Raw genomic sequence first — 17427 nt, 5'->3', positions numbered from 1 at the left:
AATAGGCAAGATGAGCGAGCAACGGGGGCCGGTCATGGCTGTTGCTGCCGACCCGGACGCGTCGCAGTGCCCGGACGCACCGCGACCGCAGTGGCCGCACGGGCCACTGGAGTCGGGGCCGCGCGGGCTGCTCGTCGGCCTGGTCGTCCCGGACGGCGACCCCTCCTTCGACGAGGCGGTGGAACAGCAGCTCGCGGCCCTGGAGTTGTGGTGGCCGCGCAACGGGGAGGCGTTCGACTGGCGGCTGTCCGAGACACCGGACGGTACGCCGCTGTCGACGCGGCACGAGGTCGAGGCGTACCTGAGCGCGAGCGGCCTGCGCGACACCGACGCCGCGACCCCGCTGATCCTGTTCGTCAGCGCGCACGGCCTGTCCGCCAAGTCCAGCCGCCACTACCTGCGCCTGCCCGACACCTCCGACGAACGCCTCCTCGCCACCGCCGTGCCCACGTCCGCGCTCGCCTACGCGGCCCTCGACTCGCGCGCCCGTGACGTCCTGGTCATCCTCAACATGTGTGAGTCGGCGGCCGTGCAGGGCGAACTCGTCGCGCTTCAGGACGACTTGGCGCCCGTGCGCAAGGAGGAGGCGCGGCTCAACGTCCTCGCCACCACCGAACGCGGCCGCACGGTCCTCGGCCTCGAACTGGCCCGCGTCCTCTCCCGCGCCCACCTCCTCGCCACCACCAGCGAGCAGATCGCACACCCGCATCTGACGATGAGCGAGTTCACGCAGCTCCTCAACCGCGCCGCGAAGCTCCTGGAGGAGGAGCGGCCCCGGCGGCGCGGCGCGCGGCGCGCCCACGCCCGCGTCAACATCCCCCAGCCGCTGCTCACCCAGTGGCAGCACGAGCGCTCGCGGGCGCTGCCCAATCCCGGCTACGAGCCCTCGCCACGGGTCGCCAAGGACGCGGTCAGCGATGTCGCGGCGACCTTCGACGAGCTGGAGCACTGGCTGGAGAAGGCCAGCGGGCGGCTCGACAAGGCCGACGGCGGCTGGTACTTCTCCGGGCGCACCCGCCTCAACCGGCTCCTGGTCGACTTCGCGCGGAGTCCGCGCGGCGCCATGATCGTCACCGGGGGCGCGGGGACCGGGAAGTCGGCGCTGCTCGGCCGGATGGTGACGCTCAGCGACCCGCTGTTCCGGGGCGAGGAGCGCTACAAGACCGCGCTCGACGGGCCGCCCGAGACGATCCCTCCGCCCGGCGCGGTCAGCGCGGCCATCTCGGCCCGCAACCACACCGCGCTGACCGCGCTGCGCCAGCTCGGCGAGGCGCTGGGCTGTGCGCCCGCCGAGGGGAGTGTGGAACTCGGCGACTGGCAGGGCGCGTTGGAGGAGTTCCTGTCCCGCCCGGGGCCGCCCGTCACGGTCGTCGTGGACGGCCTCGACGAGGCGTACGACCCGACGCACTTCATCACCACGGCGCTTGCCCCGTTCGTCACCGCGACCCGGCCCGCGCGGCGCGGGGCGGGCGTGCCCGCGCCCGCCGGACGGGGCCCCGCCACGCGGCGCCGCAAGGTGCGGCTGCTGCTCGGCGTGCGCAGCGCCCGGCCCACACCGACGGGCGACGACGGATCGCGGCGGCCCGCCGCCGACGACCTGCTCCGCGAGCTCGCCGACCGCTTCCCGCACGCCCGCACCGTGCGCTGCGACACCGACCCGGACGAGGACATCGACGCCTACGTACGGGTGCTGCTCCGCGACCAGGAGCGGTGGGACGCGGTGGCCGTCGCGCGGGCCGCGCGCGTCGTCGGCGCCCGCGCGGCCGGCTCCTTCCTCCACGCCCGCCTGGCCGTGGAACAGCTACGGGCCGAGGGCCCCGCGCTGCTCACCGACCGGGACTGGCTGCGGCGCGTCGGCGAAGGCATCACGGGCCTCCTGCGCAAGGACATCGAACTCGCCGCCGCCGCGGGCAGCGGCCTCACCGCCGAGGAGGCCGTCGGGCTGCTGCGCGCGAGCGCGTTCGCGCTGGGGCGCGGGGTCGCATGGGGGGACGTGTGGCCCGCGCTGACCGCCGCCGTGCTCCGTGCGCCCCTCGTTGACCCCGACGAGAAGATCCGCCGGCTGCTGAAGAGCCGCCTGGCCGGGTATCTCACCACTGACCACGAGGACGACCGCGTCGTCTACCGCCCCGCCCACGAACAACTGGCACAGATCCTGCGCCGCTGGCCGGCCGAGCGAAAGGGCCCCAGGTGACCGAACGGACCGGCCCGCACGACATCGCCGCCTCCCCCGGCCCCGGCGACGACGCCACCCCGGGCAGGGACTCCGGCCGGCCGCCGTCGCGCCCGTACGACATCGTCCCTGGCCGCGACGGGGACAACGAGGCCACCGTGCACGCGCGGGCCACCACCGCGCCGGGCGGCGACGCCGGACAGCCGCAGCCCCCGTACGGCATCGCCCCCTCCGACGGGCCCGGCGACGACGACGGCGAAGCCGCCGTGCACGCGCGGATCGCCGCGCAGCTGACCGCGCTCGGCGGCAGCGGTGACGCCGGACAGCCCCCGCCCCCGTACGTACGACGCCACCTGACCCGGCACGCCGCGCTCGGCCACGTCCTCGACGACGCCCGGGTGCCGCCGCAGGCGCTCGCGTGGGACACCGGTGGCGGCATCCGCGCGCTGCTGCACCACACGCCGGCGGGCGGGCCCCGGCACTGGCTGACGGCCTGGTCGGCGATAGAGCCCTACCTGCGCGAGGAACCGCTGCCGTCGCGCATGGCGAGCCTGCACCTCGCCCACACCGCGCTGACCTTCCCCGACACGCCGCGCACCCGGATGCCGCCCGAGGCCGCGCCGCCCGCCGACTCCCCGCTCACCGCGCACTACGCCGACTGGCGCCTGTCCGCGAACATCTGGGCCACGCTCCCCGCCACCCCGGCCCGGCTCCTCACCCTGGTCCATCCGAGCCGGGGACTCCAGGTCGCCGTCGCCACCGCGACCGGCACCCTCGAGTTCCTCGACGCCGCGACCGCGCACCCGGCGGGCGCCCCGCTCGCCGCGCACACCGGCGAGATCCGCGCCCTGCACATCAGCCCGCCGGGACCCGGCGGGCGCCAGTACCTCGTGACCGCGAGCACCGACGGCACCGTACGGCTGTGGGACGCGCACCGGCACACGGCGCTCGGCCACCACACCGACTCCACCTGGTTCGACGACGCCGTGTCCTGCTTCGACGACCAGGGCGAGCACGTCGTATGGACGGTCAACGGGCGCAGCGAGCTGGCCGGCTGGGCGCCGCCCGAGCCGTCCCGTACGGTCGCCACCGCTCCCCCGGTGCTGCGCGGCGCGCTGACCGCCCTGGTCGACACCGACGGCGAACGCGTCCTCGTCCACGCCGCCCACGACCTGACCGTGCACCACCTCGACGGCACCGTCCGCGCCACGCACTGCCTGCCCTCCCCCGCCCGTACGGTGACGCCGGGCGCCGAACCGGGCCTGTTCCACTGCGGGCACGCGGACGGCACCCTCACCTCCTGGTCCGTCGCCGAGGGGCGGCTGCCCGGCACCGCGCCCGGCCACGGCGAACCCGTCAAGGACCTGTGCCTGCTGGCCCTGGACGACGAGGAGTACGTCGTCCTCGCCGCCGCCCGCGGCCACTCCGTGACCCTGTGGGAGCCCGCCACCGGGACGGTCGCCGACCTGCGTGGCCACACCGACACCGTCACCGCTCTCACCGCCCTGCCCGAGAGCCCGGACCGCCCCGGCGCGCTCCTGTCGGGCGCGGCCGACGCGACCTTGCGTCTGTGGACGGCGGCCGACATCGACCGCGTCCTGGCCGAGGGCCACTCCCCCGCGCCCCGCCCCACGGCAGGCACCGCCCTGTGGCACAGCGACGCGGGCCCCCTCATCGCCACCGCCCACGACACCTCCGTACGTCTGACCGCCACGCGCAGCGGCCGGACGACGACGGCGCTGACCGGCTCCGCCCCCGTACTCGGCGTGGCCTGGGCGCGGCGCGGCGGCGCGCAGCGGTTGCTGCTGACCGCCGACACGACCGGCACGGTCACGGCGTGGGACCCGGCGGCCCCCGAATCGGCTCCCCTCGCCCCCCTGGACTGCGACGGCGCGCCCACCCGCCACCTGGCCGCCTGCGCGAGCCCGGACGGGGCCCTCGCCCTGCTCCTGACCGCCTCGGACGACTACCGCGTCCGGCTGTGGGACCTGCACACCGCGAGCCCGCTCCGCACCTGGGACGGCCACACGATGAGCGTCAAGGCGCTCGCCGCCGCCTGCACGGACGAGGGCCGGCCGTGGCTCGCCAGCGCGGGCACCGAGGGCGTCGTCCGCCTCTGGGACCCGGCCCTGGCCGACGACAGCGCCGGCCTGATCCGCTGCGACCAGGGCATCCTCCACGCGCTCGCGCTCAACACCGCCCCGGCCGACGGGCTCCCGCCGTTCCTGGTCACCGCGGGCGACCAGGCCGACGTACGGCTGTGGGACCTGGCCACCGCGCAACCGCTCGGCCCGCGCCTGACGGGCCATCACGCGCCGGTCCACGCCGTGGCGACCTTCACCGCCGAGCACCGTACGTACGTGGTCAGCGCCTCCCGCGACGGAATCGTCCTGCTCTGGGACGCGGCGACCTGCCGCCGCCTGCTGACGGTGGCCACCGCGACCCCGCTGACCTGGCTGGACGCCACGCCCCACCCGGGGACGGCCACGGCGGACCTGGCGATGGCGGGCCCGGCCGGGGCGGCGCTGACGAGCCTGGACCTGTCACACCCGGCGCTGGCCCGCTGAGCGGGTCGTGCCGAGCGGCTGCACATGCGGCCGGGGGCGACACGCGCGACCGGGGGCTACACGTGCGACCGGGGGCTACACGTGCGAGCGGGGGCGACACATGCTTTCGGCCTATGCGCCCCCCGGAATGCTTCGTGCGCCCCCGGGATGTCCGGCAAGTGACTCGCGTCCCGGCCGCCCGGCCGAGCACAATTGATCAATTGGCTGCCGCCCGGTCCCTGGCCAGGGTCTTTGGTCAGGGCAATCGGCCCAGCGAACCACCCGAGCCCGTCGGCAGGCGCCGGCGGGCCGCCCCGTTCAGACGGCCTGGACGGACGACGACCGGAGCCGAGAACCATGACCCCCAGTCCCGCAGCCGACGTCAGACTGATACCGGCCCCCGCCGACGGCGTATGGCGACTGGGCAAAACCTCCGACCCGCTCAGCTACGACATGCTCGCCACCGCGGACGAGACCAGCACCGCGGGCAACGCCTGGAGCTCCAGCACCTACGGCACCCTCTACTGCGCCTCCCAGCAGGACGGCTGCTTCGCCGAGGCGCTCGCCCCGTTCCGCGTCCACCCCGACATGCGCGAACTCGTCGACCACGACTGGCACGAGCCGTACTTCGTCGGCCCGGGGAAGATGGTGCGCGACTGGAGCGCCAAGCACACCCTGCTGCGATTAGAACCCGCCAAGGACAGCCGCTTCCTCGACGTCGACGACGACACCACCCTCAAGGCGCTCACCGCGCTCCTCGCACCCCGGCTCCAGGAACTGGGCGTCACCCGCCCCGAACTCACCCGCGAACACACGCACGGCTTCCACCGCCGCCTGACCCGCGCCATCGCCCGCTGGGCCCACGCCCAGCGCACCCCGCAGGGCACGCCGAGCATCCACGGCATCGCGTACCGGTCCCGGTTCGGGATGCGCCAGTGCTGGGCGGTCTTCGACAACACGACGGTCGAGCGCCTGGAGTCGACGTACGTCTTCCCGGAGTCGGTGCCCCTCGCGATGGTGGCCCGGGAGTACGGCCTGCAGATGTTCTGACCTCGGACACCCCCGGGAACCCACCGCGAACCCACCACGAACACACCGGAACCCCACCCGCAAAGGGGTCTACTGTCCGACGTAAAACAGCCAAAGTCCACACCGGGGACCATGGCCGGAAACCTCTCCTGTGGCAGAGAATCCGCAGGTGAGAGCCGGTGGAGCGGCGGCTTCCGGCGCCGTTCGGGGCATATGACGTTTCCTCAAAGTGGACGCCGACAGGTGGAGTTGACCTACCCCTGTGGGTACCCTTTTGGTTACTGGCTCACTGACGAGCCATACAGATCTTGAAGAGGGAGGGCAAGGGCACCATGAAGCAGGCCGTGCGGCGTACGCTGCCGCGATCACAGGGGGCGGCCACCGTGCCCACCCAGCCCTTCTTACCTTGCACGAGGGAGACCCCTATGTCCGCGACCAAGGCCAAGCCGCCCCGGAGCGCTTCCGCGGCCCTTCAGGCGCACAGCGCCGCCGTGAGCACCCCGATCGCCGACATAGCGCGATTCCTCCAGGAGAACCTCGGTCAGCGCCTCACCGCGCGGATGGCCGGGATCAGCGATGCCAAGCAGGTGGGCCGGTGGGCCGCCGGCACCAGCAGGCCGCGGCCGGAGGCCGAGGCCCGCCTGATCGACGCCATCCAGATCTTCCACCTGATCCAGGGCGCGGAGTCCGTCTATACCGCGCGTGCCTGGATGATCGGCATGAACCCGCAGCTGGAGGACATGGCCCCGGCCATGTGTATCGCCGACGACCGCGCGCGTGACGTGATGGTCGCGGCCCGCGCCTATGTCGAGGCGACGGAGAGCGCCGCCTGAACAGCGCTCCATTTCACGCTCCATTGACCGCACGCCTGCTCACGGGCGTGCGGTCAGCGCGTTCCCGGACCTCGGCGCAGTGCCGCGGCCGACGGGACGACTCCCCATACCATTGAGGGCATGACCGAGGCGACGATCTTCCAGCAGCTCAGCGACCACGCGGACCTCCTCAACACGCGCGACGCGGGCTTCAGCGCGGCCGAGATCTCCCGCGGCCAGGTGGTCATGATGATGAGCCCGTCCGGGATGCACGGCCTGACCGCGACTCGGATCCGTCAGCAGCTCGACCCGCAGGTCGCCGCACATACCCCGGATCACGTCGTCGGCCTTGGCATCGAAGTCGAGAATCCCGGCATCGGCGTACGCCGCACGCCGGACATCATCGTCATCGCCGAGGACGCTCTGGAGACCATGGACCGGCCCGACCCGCAGGGCGCGCTCCTGGCCGTCGAGGTGGTCTCTCCTTCCAACCCGGACAACGACTATGTCGGCAAGCTCCGCGACTACCCCGCCATGGGCATCGAGAGCTACCTGATCGTCGATCCCCGCGACGGAACCGTGCATCACCACTGGAACATCAAGGGGCACGGCGCCGGCGCCGTCTACGCCAACCACACGGAGCACTCCTTCGGGGACCACGTCGACCTCGGCCGTTCTTTCACGCTCGACACGTCCGTCCTCAAGCGCTACCCGCAACCCTGACCGGGACACGGGCCGCCGCGTGCGCACGAGGCGTGCGGTCAGCGCGTTCCCGGACTTCGGAGCGGCACTGGCTGATGACCCGGGAGACGTGCATCCGGGAGAGACCGACCCGCCCCCCTATCCGGCTCTGCGTCATGTCCTCGAAGAAGCGCAGGTAGTTCGCTCCGAGAGGCCGGGCGCAGAGGCCGCAATCCATGGCCATCTGCTGGCGTCGTAGCCCCACCGATCGGCAACAGCGTCGATCAGAAGCAGCCCGCGCCCAGATGGCGTTCGCGATCAGCTCCGTCACGATCAGCGCGGCCCGATCGGCCAGGCCGTCGAGGTGCCACACACCGAGGAGATCCCGGACCACATCGCGGCCGAGCTCTGCCGCGAACGGCTCACATGGAAAGGTCTGGCTGTACGTAGGGCGGCCGATTGAGAGGGCTTCGGCTGGTGTCCGCAGACTCGTCATCGAGGTGGCGCCTTCGTGTCGATCGACGGGTGCGCCTGACGGCATGGCGTTCGCCTCAGGCCCTGAGCAGGCATGCTCGGAGCCATGCATGACGAGATGACCCAGCTCGTGCGCCGCGTCAAATCGACCTCGCTCAGCCGACTTGAAGGTGTTCAGAAACACGAACGGAACACCGTCACGCCATACCGCGAATGCATCGACCCGCAGCCGGCTGCGCCCTCCTACGCCACCCCCACCCAAGCCTCCGCCCCGAACGTCCCCTTGATGTCGGAGGCGATCGTCGCCGCGTTCACCATCGCGGGCAGCTCGTAGACGGTCGTCTTGAGTGGGCCCCGTACTGACACGTGCACCGGGTTCTGGCCCGGGTGGTCGCCCATGATGCGGCGGAGTTCGCCGATGAACTGTTCGTTGATGCGGTGGTAGGGCACGTGGAGGCGGACCGGGGCCGCGCCCTCGCGCTCCGCGGAGGTGACGTCGAGGACCTGGAGTTCCTGGCCGAAGATGCTGATCGCGCCGTCACGGTCGTTGATGCGGCCCTGGACGGAGATGACGCTGTCCTCGACGAGGGCGGCGGCGACGAGCTGGTAGGTGGCGGGGAAGAAGAGGACCTCGGTGGTGCCGTCGCGGTCGGCGAGGTTGACGATGGCCCAGGCGTTGCCCTGCTTGGTCATCTTCGGCTGGACGCTGGTGATCAGGCCGGAGAGGCGGACGACGCCCTCGGTGCGGCCCGAGGAGAGCAGGTCGACGATGGTGGTGTCGCGGTTGGCGGAGAGGATGTGTTCCGTGCCGTCCAGGGGGTGGGCGGAGACGTACATGCCCAGCATTTCGCGTTCAGTGGCCAGGAGTTGCTTGCGCGGCCATTCGTCGTCGCTGATCGGGACGTCCAGGCTGAAGCCGCCGGAGTCGGGCCCGCCGTCGCCGCCCATGCCCGCGAAGAGGTCGTCCTGGCCGTACGCCGCCGCCTTCTTCAGTGGGACCACGGCGTCGATCGCGCTCTCGTGCGCGGCGGACAGGCCCTTGCGGGTGTGGCCCAGGGAGTCGAAGGCGCCGGATTTGATCAACGACTCGACCGCCCGCTTGTTCAGCGCGGGCAGGTCCACCTTGTCGAGGAAGTCGGTGAAGGACGTGTACTTACCCGCCGATCCACGGGCCGTGATGATCGACTCGATGACGTTGTCGCCCACGTTGCGCACCGACAGCAGGCCGAAGCGGACGTCGTCGCCGACGGCTGCGAACTCGGCGAGGGACTCGTTCACGTCCGGCGGCAGGACGGTCACGCCCAGCTTGCGGGCGTCGGCGAGGTAGATGCCCGCCTTGTCCTTGTCGTCGCCGACGGAGGTGAGCAGCGCCGCCATGTACTCGGCCGGGTAGTTGGCCTTGAGGTAGGCGGTCCAGTACGAGACCAGGCCGTATCCGGCGGTGTGGGACTTGTTGAAGGCGTAGCCGGAGAACGGGAGCATGACATCCCAGATGGCCTTGATGGCCTCCTCCGAGTAGCCGTTGGTCTCCATGCCGTCGTGGAACTTCTCCCACTCGGCGGCCAGCACCTCGGGCTTCTTCTTGCCCATCGCGCGGCGCAGCATGTCGGCGCCGCCGAGGGTGTAGCCGGCCAGCGTCCGGGCGATGGCCATGATCTGCTCCTGGAAGATGAGCAGGTGGTGGGTGGAGCCGAGGATCGGGTCCAGGACTTCCTTCAGTTCTGGATGGATCGGGTCCGGATTCTGCTTCCCGTTCTGGCGCAGGGCGTAGTTGGTGTGCGCGTTCGCTGCCATCGGGCCGGGGCGGTACAGGGCCAGGGCCGCCGCGATGTCCTCGAAGCGGGACGGCTCCATCAGTTTGAGGAGGGCGCGCATGCCGCCGCCGTCCAGCTGGAAGACGCCGAACGTGTCGCCCCGGCCGAGGAGTTCGAAGGTCTTCACGTCGTCGAGCGGGATGACCGTGATGCTGTCGTCGCCGTTGCCGGGATCGACGGTGGCCAGGCTTACGCCCCTGTTCTCGCGGATGTTCTTGAGCGCGTGGTCGATGACGCCCAGGTTGCGCAGGCCCAGGAAGTCCATCTTGACCAGCCCCATGTTCTCGCAACTGGGGTAGTCGAAGCCGGTGATCTTGACGCCGTCCTTGGCGCGCATGTGCAGCGGGATGCGGTCGGTCAGTCTCGTCTTGGAGAGGATCACCGCTGCCGCGTGGACACCCGTACCGCGCGTCAGGCCCTCCACGCCCTTCGCGGTCTCGATGACCTTCCTGACGTCCGGCTCGTTCTCGTACATCTGCCGGATCTCGCCCGCCTCGCCGTAGCGAGGGTGCGCGGAGTCGAAGATGCCGTCGAGCGGGATCGACTTGCCCATGATGTCCGGCGGCAGCGCCTTGGTGATGCGCTCGCCGTGCTGGAAGGGGTAACCGAGGATGCGGGAGCTGTCCTTGATCGCGTTCTTGGCCTTGATCTTGCCGAACGTGTTGACCATCGCGGTGTACTCGTCGCCGTACTTCTCGGTGACGTAGCGGACCATGGCGTCGCGCCGGCGGTCGTCGAAGTCGAGGTCGACGTCCGGGGGGTTGATGCGCTCGGGGTTGAGGAACCGCTCGAAGAGCAGGCCGTGTTCGAGGGGGCACAGCTCGGTGATCCGGGTCGCGTACGCGACGATCGAGCCGGTCGCCGAGCCACGGCCCGGACCGACCGGGATGCCGCTGTCACGGGCGTGGCGGCAGATGTCGGCGACGACGAGGAAGTACGAGGAGAAGCCCATCGGGCCGATGACCGTCATCTCGGTCTCGAACCGCTCCACGACCTCGGCCGGGAGCGGCGAGCCGTAGCGCATGGTGAGCCCTTCCAGGCACTCCTTGCGCAGCCAGGACTCCTGCGTCTCCCCTTCCGGCACGTCCGGGTACTGCGGCATCTCGTCGACGTTCTCGAAGACGCTGTCGTACGAGCCGACGCGCTCGGCGATCAGGAGCGTGTTGTCGCAGGCCTCGGGGAGCTCGGAGAAGAGTTCGCGCATCTCGGCGGCGGTCTTGAGGTAGTAGCCGTCGCCGTTGAAGCGGAAGCGCTTCTCGTCCGCCTTGTTCTTGCCCACGCCGATGCAGAGCAGGTTGTCGTGCGCGTCGGACTGGTCCTGGTGGACGTAGTGGGCGTCGTTGGTCGCAAGGAGGGGGATGCTGAGGTCTTCCGCGAGGCGGAGCAGGCCCTCGCGGACGTCGCGCTCGATGGACAGGCCGTGATCCATCAGCTCCAGGAAGTAGGACTCCTTGCCGAAGATGTCCTGGTAGGCGGCGGCGACCTCGCGCGCCTCGTCGTACTGGTTGAGGCGGAGCCGGGTCTGGACCGCGCCCGACGGGCAGCCGGTCGTCGCGATGATGCCCCCGGCGTGCTCGCTGATCAGCTCCATGTCCATCCGCGGCTTGCCCGCCGGGAACTGGCCGGAATAGCTCGCTTCCGTGGACAGGTAGAAGAGGTTCTTGAGCCCTTCGACGTTCTCCGCCCACATCGTCATGTGCGTGAAGCGGCCGCCGCCCGATACGTCCTTGGAGCCCTCTCCGTCGTCCGACATGGCCCGCTGGCCGCCGGGGCCCCAGAACTCCTGCTTGCGGTTGCGGCGCGAGGACGGGGCGACGTACGCCTCGATCCCGATGATCGGCTTGACGCCGTCGAACCCCTTGCTCACCGTGTGGAACTCGTACGCACCGAACATGTTGCCGTGGTCGCTCATCGCGACGGCCGGCATGGCCTGCCGGTCCACTTCCCGGAACATCGGCTGCAGTTTCTGCGCACCGTCGAGCATCGAATATTCGGTGTGATTGTGCAGGTGAACGAAGGAATCCGGCACCGGGAGGGCACCTCCGAGGGGTCGCGGGCGGGCGGCGGGAGCCCGGCTGCGAGCCGGGCTGGAGGCAGCACCCTAACCCCGGGGAGGTGGTCGTTTCAGGTGCTGTTCCGAGCCCTCGTCCGCACTCTCGCGACGCGCCGTGGATGACCTCCCGGTCTCACTCCGGGAAGTCGTACGACTCCTCGGCGTGGCGCCGTGTCGCGTGTCGCGGGTGATCTTCAGTGGGGCGGCACAGCGGACCGGGCGGACGATGCGGCGAGCGAGGCCCTGATGCCGGTGAGGACGAGGTCGACGCCCGCGAGGAACTGCCCGCGGTCGTCGTGGCCGGGCAGCTGGGCGGCGACCGCCCGCGCGAACGGGTACTCCTCGGGGTCGAGTTCCAGCCATGATCGCGACACGGAGTCGAGGTATTCGTCGCGGTCGGCGTCCGGGCCGAGGGCACGCCCGGCCTCCGCGTTGGCGGCGTTCTGCCCGGCCGCGCCGAGGATGTGGTGCACCAGCGCCGAGGCCGCCGTGAACCAGCCCGCTTCCGGCACGCCGAGCGCCCGCACCTGGCGGCCGATGGCCTCGTAGAAGGGCGAGGCCTCCGCCACCGCGCGATCGCAAGGCGGCATGCTCGACATCCACGACGACACCGGTCAGCCCGCGCTCGCCGCAGCCGGCCTCACGGACGCGTTCCGCTCCCTCGTCCTGGAGGGGCGCGAGGCGACCCGCGTCCTCGCCCCGGACGGCTCGGTCCTCTTCGACGACGACAGCGAACGGGGCCGCCCCGAAGTGCAGCGCGGCGAACTGCGCCGGATCCTGCTCGAGTCGCTCCCGGCAGGCACCGTCCGGTGGGGCCACAAGGTCAGCGGCGTACGAGCCCTTGCCGAGGGGCGCCATGAGGTGACGTTCGCCGACGGCGGCAGCGTCGTCACCGGTCTGCTCGTCGGCGCGGACGGCGCCTGGTCCCGCGTACGGCCGCTGCTCAGCGACGCGACACCCGCGTACATCGGCAAGTCGTTCGTCGAGACGTACCTGTACGACGCCGACGTCCGGCACCCGGCGGCAGCGAAGGCGGTCGGCGGCGGCGCCATGTTCGCACTGGCGCCCGGCAAGGGGATCCAGGCGCACCGGGAGAGCGGCGGGACCCTGCACACGTATGTGGCGCTGACCAAGGAGCGGGAGTGGTTCGCCGCCGTCGACTTCACCGACCAGGCCGCGGCCGCCGCACGGATCGCCGAGGAGTTCGACGGCTGGGCGCCGGAGCTGACCGCGCTCATCACCGACGGGGAGACCGCGCCGGTCCTGCGCACCCTCAACGCCCTGCCCGCCGGCCACCGCTGGGACCGCGTCCCCGGCGTGACCCTGCTCGGCGACGCCGCCCACCTGTCGGCGCCGAACGGCGAGGGAGCCAACCTCGCCATGTACGACGGGGCGGAGCTGGGCAGGGCGATCGCCGCGAGCGTCGAGGGCCGCATCTCCATCGAGGCGGCGCTCGACGCTTACGAGCAGGCCATGTTCGCCCGCGGCGCGCGGGCGGCCGCCGACGGGGAGGAGCTGTTCGCGTTCATGTTCGGCGAGGACGCGCCGCAGGGGCTGCTCACCATGTTCACCGGGTCCACGCCTACGGAGTAGGCGCCTCGGACGGTGCGGCGGGCTGCGAGTGGAGGATGTCGCGGGCCTGATCGGCGGCGCGCAGAAGACTCTCGGAGACGAAGTCGAGGAAGCGCGCCATGTTCTCCAGGCGGACGCCCGCAGGGGTCTCGGAGCCGAGTGGGACCACGCCCTGCCGTGCGGTGGCGGCGAGTTGGGCGGTGGACCGGGCGCTGGCCACCATCGACTGGTACATGACGTCGTTGTCGACGATGTACCGCTCGCGGCGGCGTTCGTCGCGCTCCCTGCGCACCAGGCCCTGGCTCTCCAGGAACGCGATCGACTTCGAGACCGTCGCCGGGCTGACCTGGAGGTGCTGCACGAGTTCCGACGCGGTGAGGCTGCCGTCGTCCGTGATGTAGAGGCAGGCGAGCAACCGGGACACCATCTTCGGCGCGCCCGACGCCATCATGCCGGTGGTGAACACCTCCTCGTACTCCCGCACCGCCTCGGCGTCGCGCCCATAGGGCTGCGGCGCCGCTTGCGCGTTCCGGGGCGCGGCCGGCTGCCTGCGGCGGTGGGCGCGGTGCTCGGTGGCGCGGTGCGCGATCTCGGCACGGTAGGCGGTGGGGCCGCCGTTGCGCATGACCTCGCGGGTGATGGTCGAGGTCGGGCGGTCCAGGCTGCGGGCGATCTCCGCGTACGCGAGGCCGTCGGAAAGACCCAGCGCGATCTGCTGGCGTTCCTGCTGGGTGAGCCTGCCTCCGGGCATCGCGGTCTCTCCTTGGAAGGGGTGGAAGGTGCGAGGTGCGGTTTCGATGGCTCCAGCATAGCCTTTCTTTCATTTCATTGCAACGAAAGCGCGACGATTCGTTGCGTTGTCCGCGCCTCCATTGCAACACTTTTACGCCTCTGAGCTGCATAAACTGGATTGACGCGCAACGACTGCGTTGCCAGAACCATGAACGCAACGTAGCTTTTCACTCATCGGAAACAGCGAACCGCACGGCGGGACGCGAAGCAGATGAAGGAGAGCGTCATGCAGAAGTTCGCCACCACCGCCCCCGTCTCCGCCGTCCTCGACATCCCCGCGGGCCGCATCCAGTTCATCGCCGCCGACCGCGCCGACGCCACGGTCGAGGTCCGGCCGGCGAACCCCGCCAAGAGCCGCGACGTGAAGGCGGCCGAGCAGGTCACCGTCGCGTACGAGGACGGGGTCCTGCGGATCGCGGCCGCACCGGCCAGGAACCGGCTCCTCGGCAGCTCCGGCTCGGTCGAGGTCACCGTCCAGGTGCCGACCGGCTCCCACGTCGAGGCGAAGGCCGCGGCCGCCGAGTTCCGCGGCGTCGGCCGGCTCGGGGACGTCGCCTTCGACGGCGGTCACCGCTCGGTCAAGATCGACGAGGCCACCGGCGCCCGCCTGCGCGGTCTCGACGCCGACATCACCATCGGCCGGCTGACCGGTCCCGGCGAGATCAGCACGCAGCAGGGCAACGTGAACATCGCCGAGGCCACCGGCGGCGCGCTCACCCTCAGCACGCAACTGGGCGACATCGCGGTGACCGCGGGGCGCGGCGTCTCCGCCTCGCTCGACGCGGGCACCATGTACGGCCGTGTCAGCAACTCGCTGCGCAACGACGGCGGTTCGCCCGACCTGACGATCAAGGCGACGGTCGCCAAGGGCGACATCACGGCCGCCGGTCTCTGAGCACCACGCACCGCAATTCCCGCGAATCCACCCGAAGGAGCACCCCTCATGAGCGGCTTGGCCATCGTGGCGAACGGACTGCGCAAGTCCTACGGCGACAAGGTCGTGCTCGACGGCATCGACCTGAGCGTCCCGGAAGGCACGGTCTTCTCCCTGCTCGGTCCGAACGGGGCGGGCAAGACCACCGCCGTAAAGATCCTCTCGACGCTGATCACGCCCGACGAGGGCACGGGCTCCCTCCACGTCGCGGGCCACGATCTGGCCACCTCCGCACAGGCGGCCCGCGCGGCGATCGGCGTCACCGGACAGTTCTCCGCCGTCGACGGCCTGATCACCGGCGAGGAGAACATGCTCCTCATGGCGGACCTGCACCACCTGCCCAAGCACGAAGGGCGGCGGGTCACCGCCGGGCTCCTGGAGCGCTTCGACCTCACCGACGCCGCGAAGAAGCCCGCCTCCACCTACTCCGGCGGCATGAAGCGCCGGCTCGACATCGCGATGACGCTGGTCGGCGACCCGCGCATCATCTTCCTCGACGAACCGACCACCGGGCTCGACCCGCGCTCGCGCCACAACATGTGGGGCATCATCCGCGACCTGGTCAAGGACAGCGGCGTCACCGTCTTCCTCACCACCCAGTACCTGGAGGAGGCCGACGAACTCGCCGACCGCATCGCGGTCCTGAACAACGGCGGGATCGCCGCCGAAGGCACCGCGGAGCAGCTCAAGCGGATCGTTCCGGGCGGCCATGTCCGGCTGCGGTTCTCGGACCCGGCCGGCTACCAGAACGCCGTCGAGGCGCTGGACGGGACCCTCCGCGACGACGACACGCTGTCGCTGTCCATCCCCAGCGACGGCAGCCAGCGCGAACTGCGCACCATCCTCGACCGCCTGGACGCGGCCGGGGTCGAGGCCGACGAACTGACCCTGCACACCCCGGACCTGGACGACGTCTTCTTCGCCCTGACCGGCCCCGAAGCCCCCGCTGCCGCTGTCCCCGCCCAGCCGAAGGAGACCGTCCGATGAGCTCGAACTCCCTGTCCCTGGCCGTACGCGACTCGAACACGATGCTGCGCCGCAACCTCCTGCACGCGCGCCGCTACCCCTCCCTCACCCTGAACCTGCTGCTCACCCCGGTGATGCTGCTCCTGCTCTTCGTCTACGTCTTCGGCGACACGATGAGCGGCGGGGCGGGCCGCGACGCCTACATCGCGTACATCGTCCCCGGCATCCTCCTGATGACGATCGGTTCCACCGTCATCGGCACGGCGGTCTCGGTGTCGACGGACATGAGCGAGGGCATCATCGCCCGGTTCCGCACCATGGCCATCCACCGCGGCTCGATCCTCTTCGGCCACGTCGTGGGCAGCGTCCTGCAGACCGTGATCAGTGTCGTCCTCGTCGGCGCGGTCGGCGTGGCGATGGGCTTCCGCTCGGTCGACGCCTCGGTCCTGGAGTGGCTCGCGGCGTTCGGTCTGCTCACCCTCGTCACCCTGGCCTTCACCTGGATCGCGGTCGGCATGGGCCTCGGCAGCCCCAACGCCGAGGCCGCCAGCAACAACGCGATGCCGCTGATCCTCCTCCCCCTCATCTCCAGCGCCTTCGTCCCGCTGCACTCGATGCCCGGCTGGTTCCAGCCGATCGCCGAGTACCAGCCCTTCACCCCCGCCATCGAGACCCTCCGTGGCCTCCTCCTCGGCACGGAGATCGGCAACAACTGGTGGATCGCGCTGGCCTGGTGCGTGGGGCTCACCGTCCTGGGGTACCGCTGGTCCCGGGCCCAGTTCGACAAGGACCCGAAGTAGGAAGCGGTGACCGCCCGCGAGACAAGACCGGCCCTGCCCCTGAATTGGGGCGGGGCCGATCTTGCTGTACGGGTTCAGGGCAGGTCGAGTCTTGCGGCCACGGCGTCGAGGACCCAGTCCAGGCCGGTCGCGAAGGAGGTCTCGGTGTCCACGTCCGTGCCGTCGTACACGGCCTTCGACAGCGCCGGGAAACGGCCCGTGGCCAGCATGCGCGTCAGGTACGGGCCCGAGGCGCGCTGCCACTCGTGCTTGGACAGGCCCGTGGCCCGCTCGGCCCGCAGGTTGGTGATCTCACGCCTGATCGCTCCGGTGAAGTAGGCGCTGACCGTCTCCACCGCGCGCATGACCGTGTCGATGTCGGCGAGGCCGTCGAGGGCGGCCAGCGTCGCCTCGGCCACGGCGAGGCCGTTCGGCCCCAGGGCCGGGCGCAGGCCGAGCAGGTCGGCCAGCCACTCGTGGCGGAGGGCGGCCCGCCTGGTGCCTTGGGCGAGGTCGCTCAACGCCTCCCGCCAGCCGGCGGGCCGCCCGTCGGGAAGGATCTCGGCCTGGACCTCGTCCACCATGAGGTCGAACAGTTCTTCCTTGGTGGAGATGAATCCGTACAGCCGCATCGGTCCGGCGTTCAGCCGGGCGGCGACCTTGCGCAGCGACACCGCCTCGAGGCCGCCCTCGTCGGCCAGCGCGACGGCGGCGGCGACGATCCGCTCCCGGTCGAGCGGCACGGGGCGAGTCGGCTGCTCCGGCCGGTCCCACACAGTCATGGTCACATCGTACTGTTGCG

12 protein-coding genes and 4 pseudogenes are annotated in these 17427 nt (G+C 71.2%); 9 read left to right on the top strand and 7 right to left on the bottom strand.

All coding sequences use genetic code 11. The annotated features are described in order from the left end of the window. The first annotated feature begins 10 nt into the window (after positions 1 to 10). The 5 genes from ACH4RC_RS35250 (at position 11) to ACH4RC_RS35230 (ending at position 7283) form a co-directional block, all read left to right on the top strand. On the top strand, positions 11 to 2194 hold the full coding sequence (locus ACH4RC_RS35250; RefSeq protein WP_398208107.1) for a hypothetical protein: 2184 nt from the start codon (positions 11 to 13) through the stop codon (positions 2192 to 2194). Next, a complete protein-coding gene (locus ACH4RC_RS35245) occupies positions 2191 to 4740 on the top strand; it encodes a WD40 repeat domain-containing protein (protein WP_398208106.1) in 2550 nt (849 codons plus the stop codon). Before ACH4RC_RS35250 ends, ACH4RC_RS35245 begins: the two co-directional genes overlap by 4 nt. 336 nt (positions 4741 to 5076) lie before the next feature. Beyond that, complete coding sequence (locus ACH4RC_RS35240; protein WP_398208104.1) at positions 5077 to 5769, top strand: RES family NAD+ phosphorylase; 693 nt, start codon at positions 5077 to 5079, stop codon at positions 5767 to 5769. A gap of 404 nt (positions 5770 to 6173) precedes the next feature. Beyond that, complete coding sequence (locus ACH4RC_RS35235; RefSeq protein WP_398208103.1) at positions 6174 to 6581, top strand: XRE family transcriptional regulator; 408 nt, start codon at positions 6174 to 6176, stop codon at positions 6579 to 6581. Between the two features lie 120 nt (positions 6582 to 6701). Then, positions 6702 to 7283: a Uma2 family endonuclease gene (locus ACH4RC_RS35230; protein ID WP_398208102.1), complete on the top strand. Its 582-nt coding sequence runs from the start codon at positions 6702 to 6704 to the stop codon at positions 7281 to 7283. Here the strand turns inward: ACH4RC_RS35230 and ACH4RC_RS35225 are convergent. From ACH4RC_RS35225 to ACH4RC_RS35205, 5 genes and pseudogenes are all read right to left on the bottom strand, one after another. Next, positions 7261 to 7419: a hypothetical protein gene (locus ACH4RC_RS35225; protein ID WP_398208100.1), complete on the bottom strand. Its 159-nt coding sequence runs from the start codon at positions 7417 to 7419 to the stop codon at positions 7261 to 7263. The genes ACH4RC_RS35230 and ACH4RC_RS35225 overlap by 23 nt on opposite strands. Further along, positions 7416 to 7737, bottom strand: a pseudogene (locus tag ACH4RC_RS35220) (hypothetical protein). Before ACH4RC_RS35220 ends, ACH4RC_RS35225 begins: the two are co-directional and overlap by 4 nt. 87 nt (positions 7738 to 7824) lie before the next feature. After that, positions 7825 to 7977, bottom strand: a pseudogene (locus tag ACH4RC_RS35215) (ImmA/IrrE family metallo-endopeptidase); the annotation flags it as partial. After that, positions 7959 to 11558, bottom strand: coding sequence for a DNA polymerase III subunit alpha (gene dnaE, locus ACH4RC_RS35210; RefSeq protein WP_398208099.1), 3600 nt, complete (start codon positions 11556 to 11558; stop codon positions 7959 to 7961). The pseudogene ACH4RC_RS35215 and the gene dnaE, both read right to left, overlap by 19 nt. A 218-nt stretch (positions 11559 to 11776) precedes the next feature. Then, positions 11777 to 12130, bottom strand: a pseudogene (locus tag ACH4RC_RS35205) (TetR/AcrR family transcriptional regulator); the annotation flags it as partial. A gap of 1 nt (position 12131) precedes the next feature. Between ACH4RC_RS35205 and ACH4RC_RS35200 the strand changes: the two are divergent. Further along, a pseudogene (locus ACH4RC_RS35200) lies at positions 12132 to 13175 on the top strand (FAD-dependent oxidoreductase); the annotation flags it as partial. Here the strand turns inward: ACH4RC_RS35200 and ACH4RC_RS35195 are convergent. Next, complete coding sequence (locus ACH4RC_RS35195) at positions 13165 to 13905, bottom strand: helix-turn-helix domain-containing protein (protein WP_398208097.1); 741 nt, start codon at positions 13903 to 13905, stop codon at positions 13165 to 13167. The pseudogene ACH4RC_RS35200 and the gene ACH4RC_RS35195 overlap by 11 nt on opposite strands. A gap of 267 nt (positions 13906 to 14172) precedes the next feature. On the opposite strand from ACH4RC_RS35195, the gene ACH4RC_RS35190 reads away from it, so the two are divergent. The 3 genes from ACH4RC_RS35190 to ACH4RC_RS35180 are packed head-to-tail and all read left to right on the top strand — an operon-like array spanning position 14173 to position 16646. Next, positions 14173 to 14841 carry a DUF4097 family beta strand repeat-containing protein gene (locus ACH4RC_RS35190; protein WP_398208095.1) on the top strand — a complete coding sequence of 223 codons (669 nt, stop codon included), beginning with the start codon at positions 14173 to 14175 and terminating at the stop codon, positions 14839 to 14841. Between the two features lie 48 nt (positions 14842 to 14889). Continuing rightward, positions 14890 to 15867: an ATP-binding cassette domain-containing protein gene (locus ACH4RC_RS35185; RefSeq protein WP_398208093.1), complete on the top strand. Its 978-nt coding sequence runs from the start codon at positions 14890 to 14892 to the stop codon at positions 15865 to 15867. Then, positions 15864 to 16646: an ABC transporter permease gene (locus ACH4RC_RS35180; RefSeq protein ID WP_398208091.1), complete on the top strand. Its 783-nt coding sequence runs from the start codon at positions 15864 to 15866 to the stop codon at positions 16644 to 16646. The genes ACH4RC_RS35185 and ACH4RC_RS35180 overlap by 4 nt, the downstream gene beginning before the upstream one ends. Positions 16647 to 16720: 74 nt before the next feature. Here the strand turns inward: ACH4RC_RS35180 and ACH4RC_RS35175 are convergent, their stop codons facing one another. Further along, on the bottom strand, positions 16721 to 17407 hold the full coding sequence (locus ACH4RC_RS35175) for a TetR/AcrR family transcriptional regulator (RefSeq protein WP_398208089.1): 687 nt from the start codon (positions 17405 to 17407) through the stop codon (positions 16721 to 16723). Between the last annotated feature and the right edge of the window lie 20 nt (positions 17408 to 17427).

The sequence above is a fragment of the Streptomyces sp. NPDC016845 genome, from assembly GCF_044332585.1.
Classification (GTDB): domain Bacteria; phylum Actinomycetota; class Actinomycetes; order Streptomycetales; family Streptomycetaceae; genus Streptomyces.
This window is presented reverse-complemented; position numbering and strand designations above follow the sequence as displayed.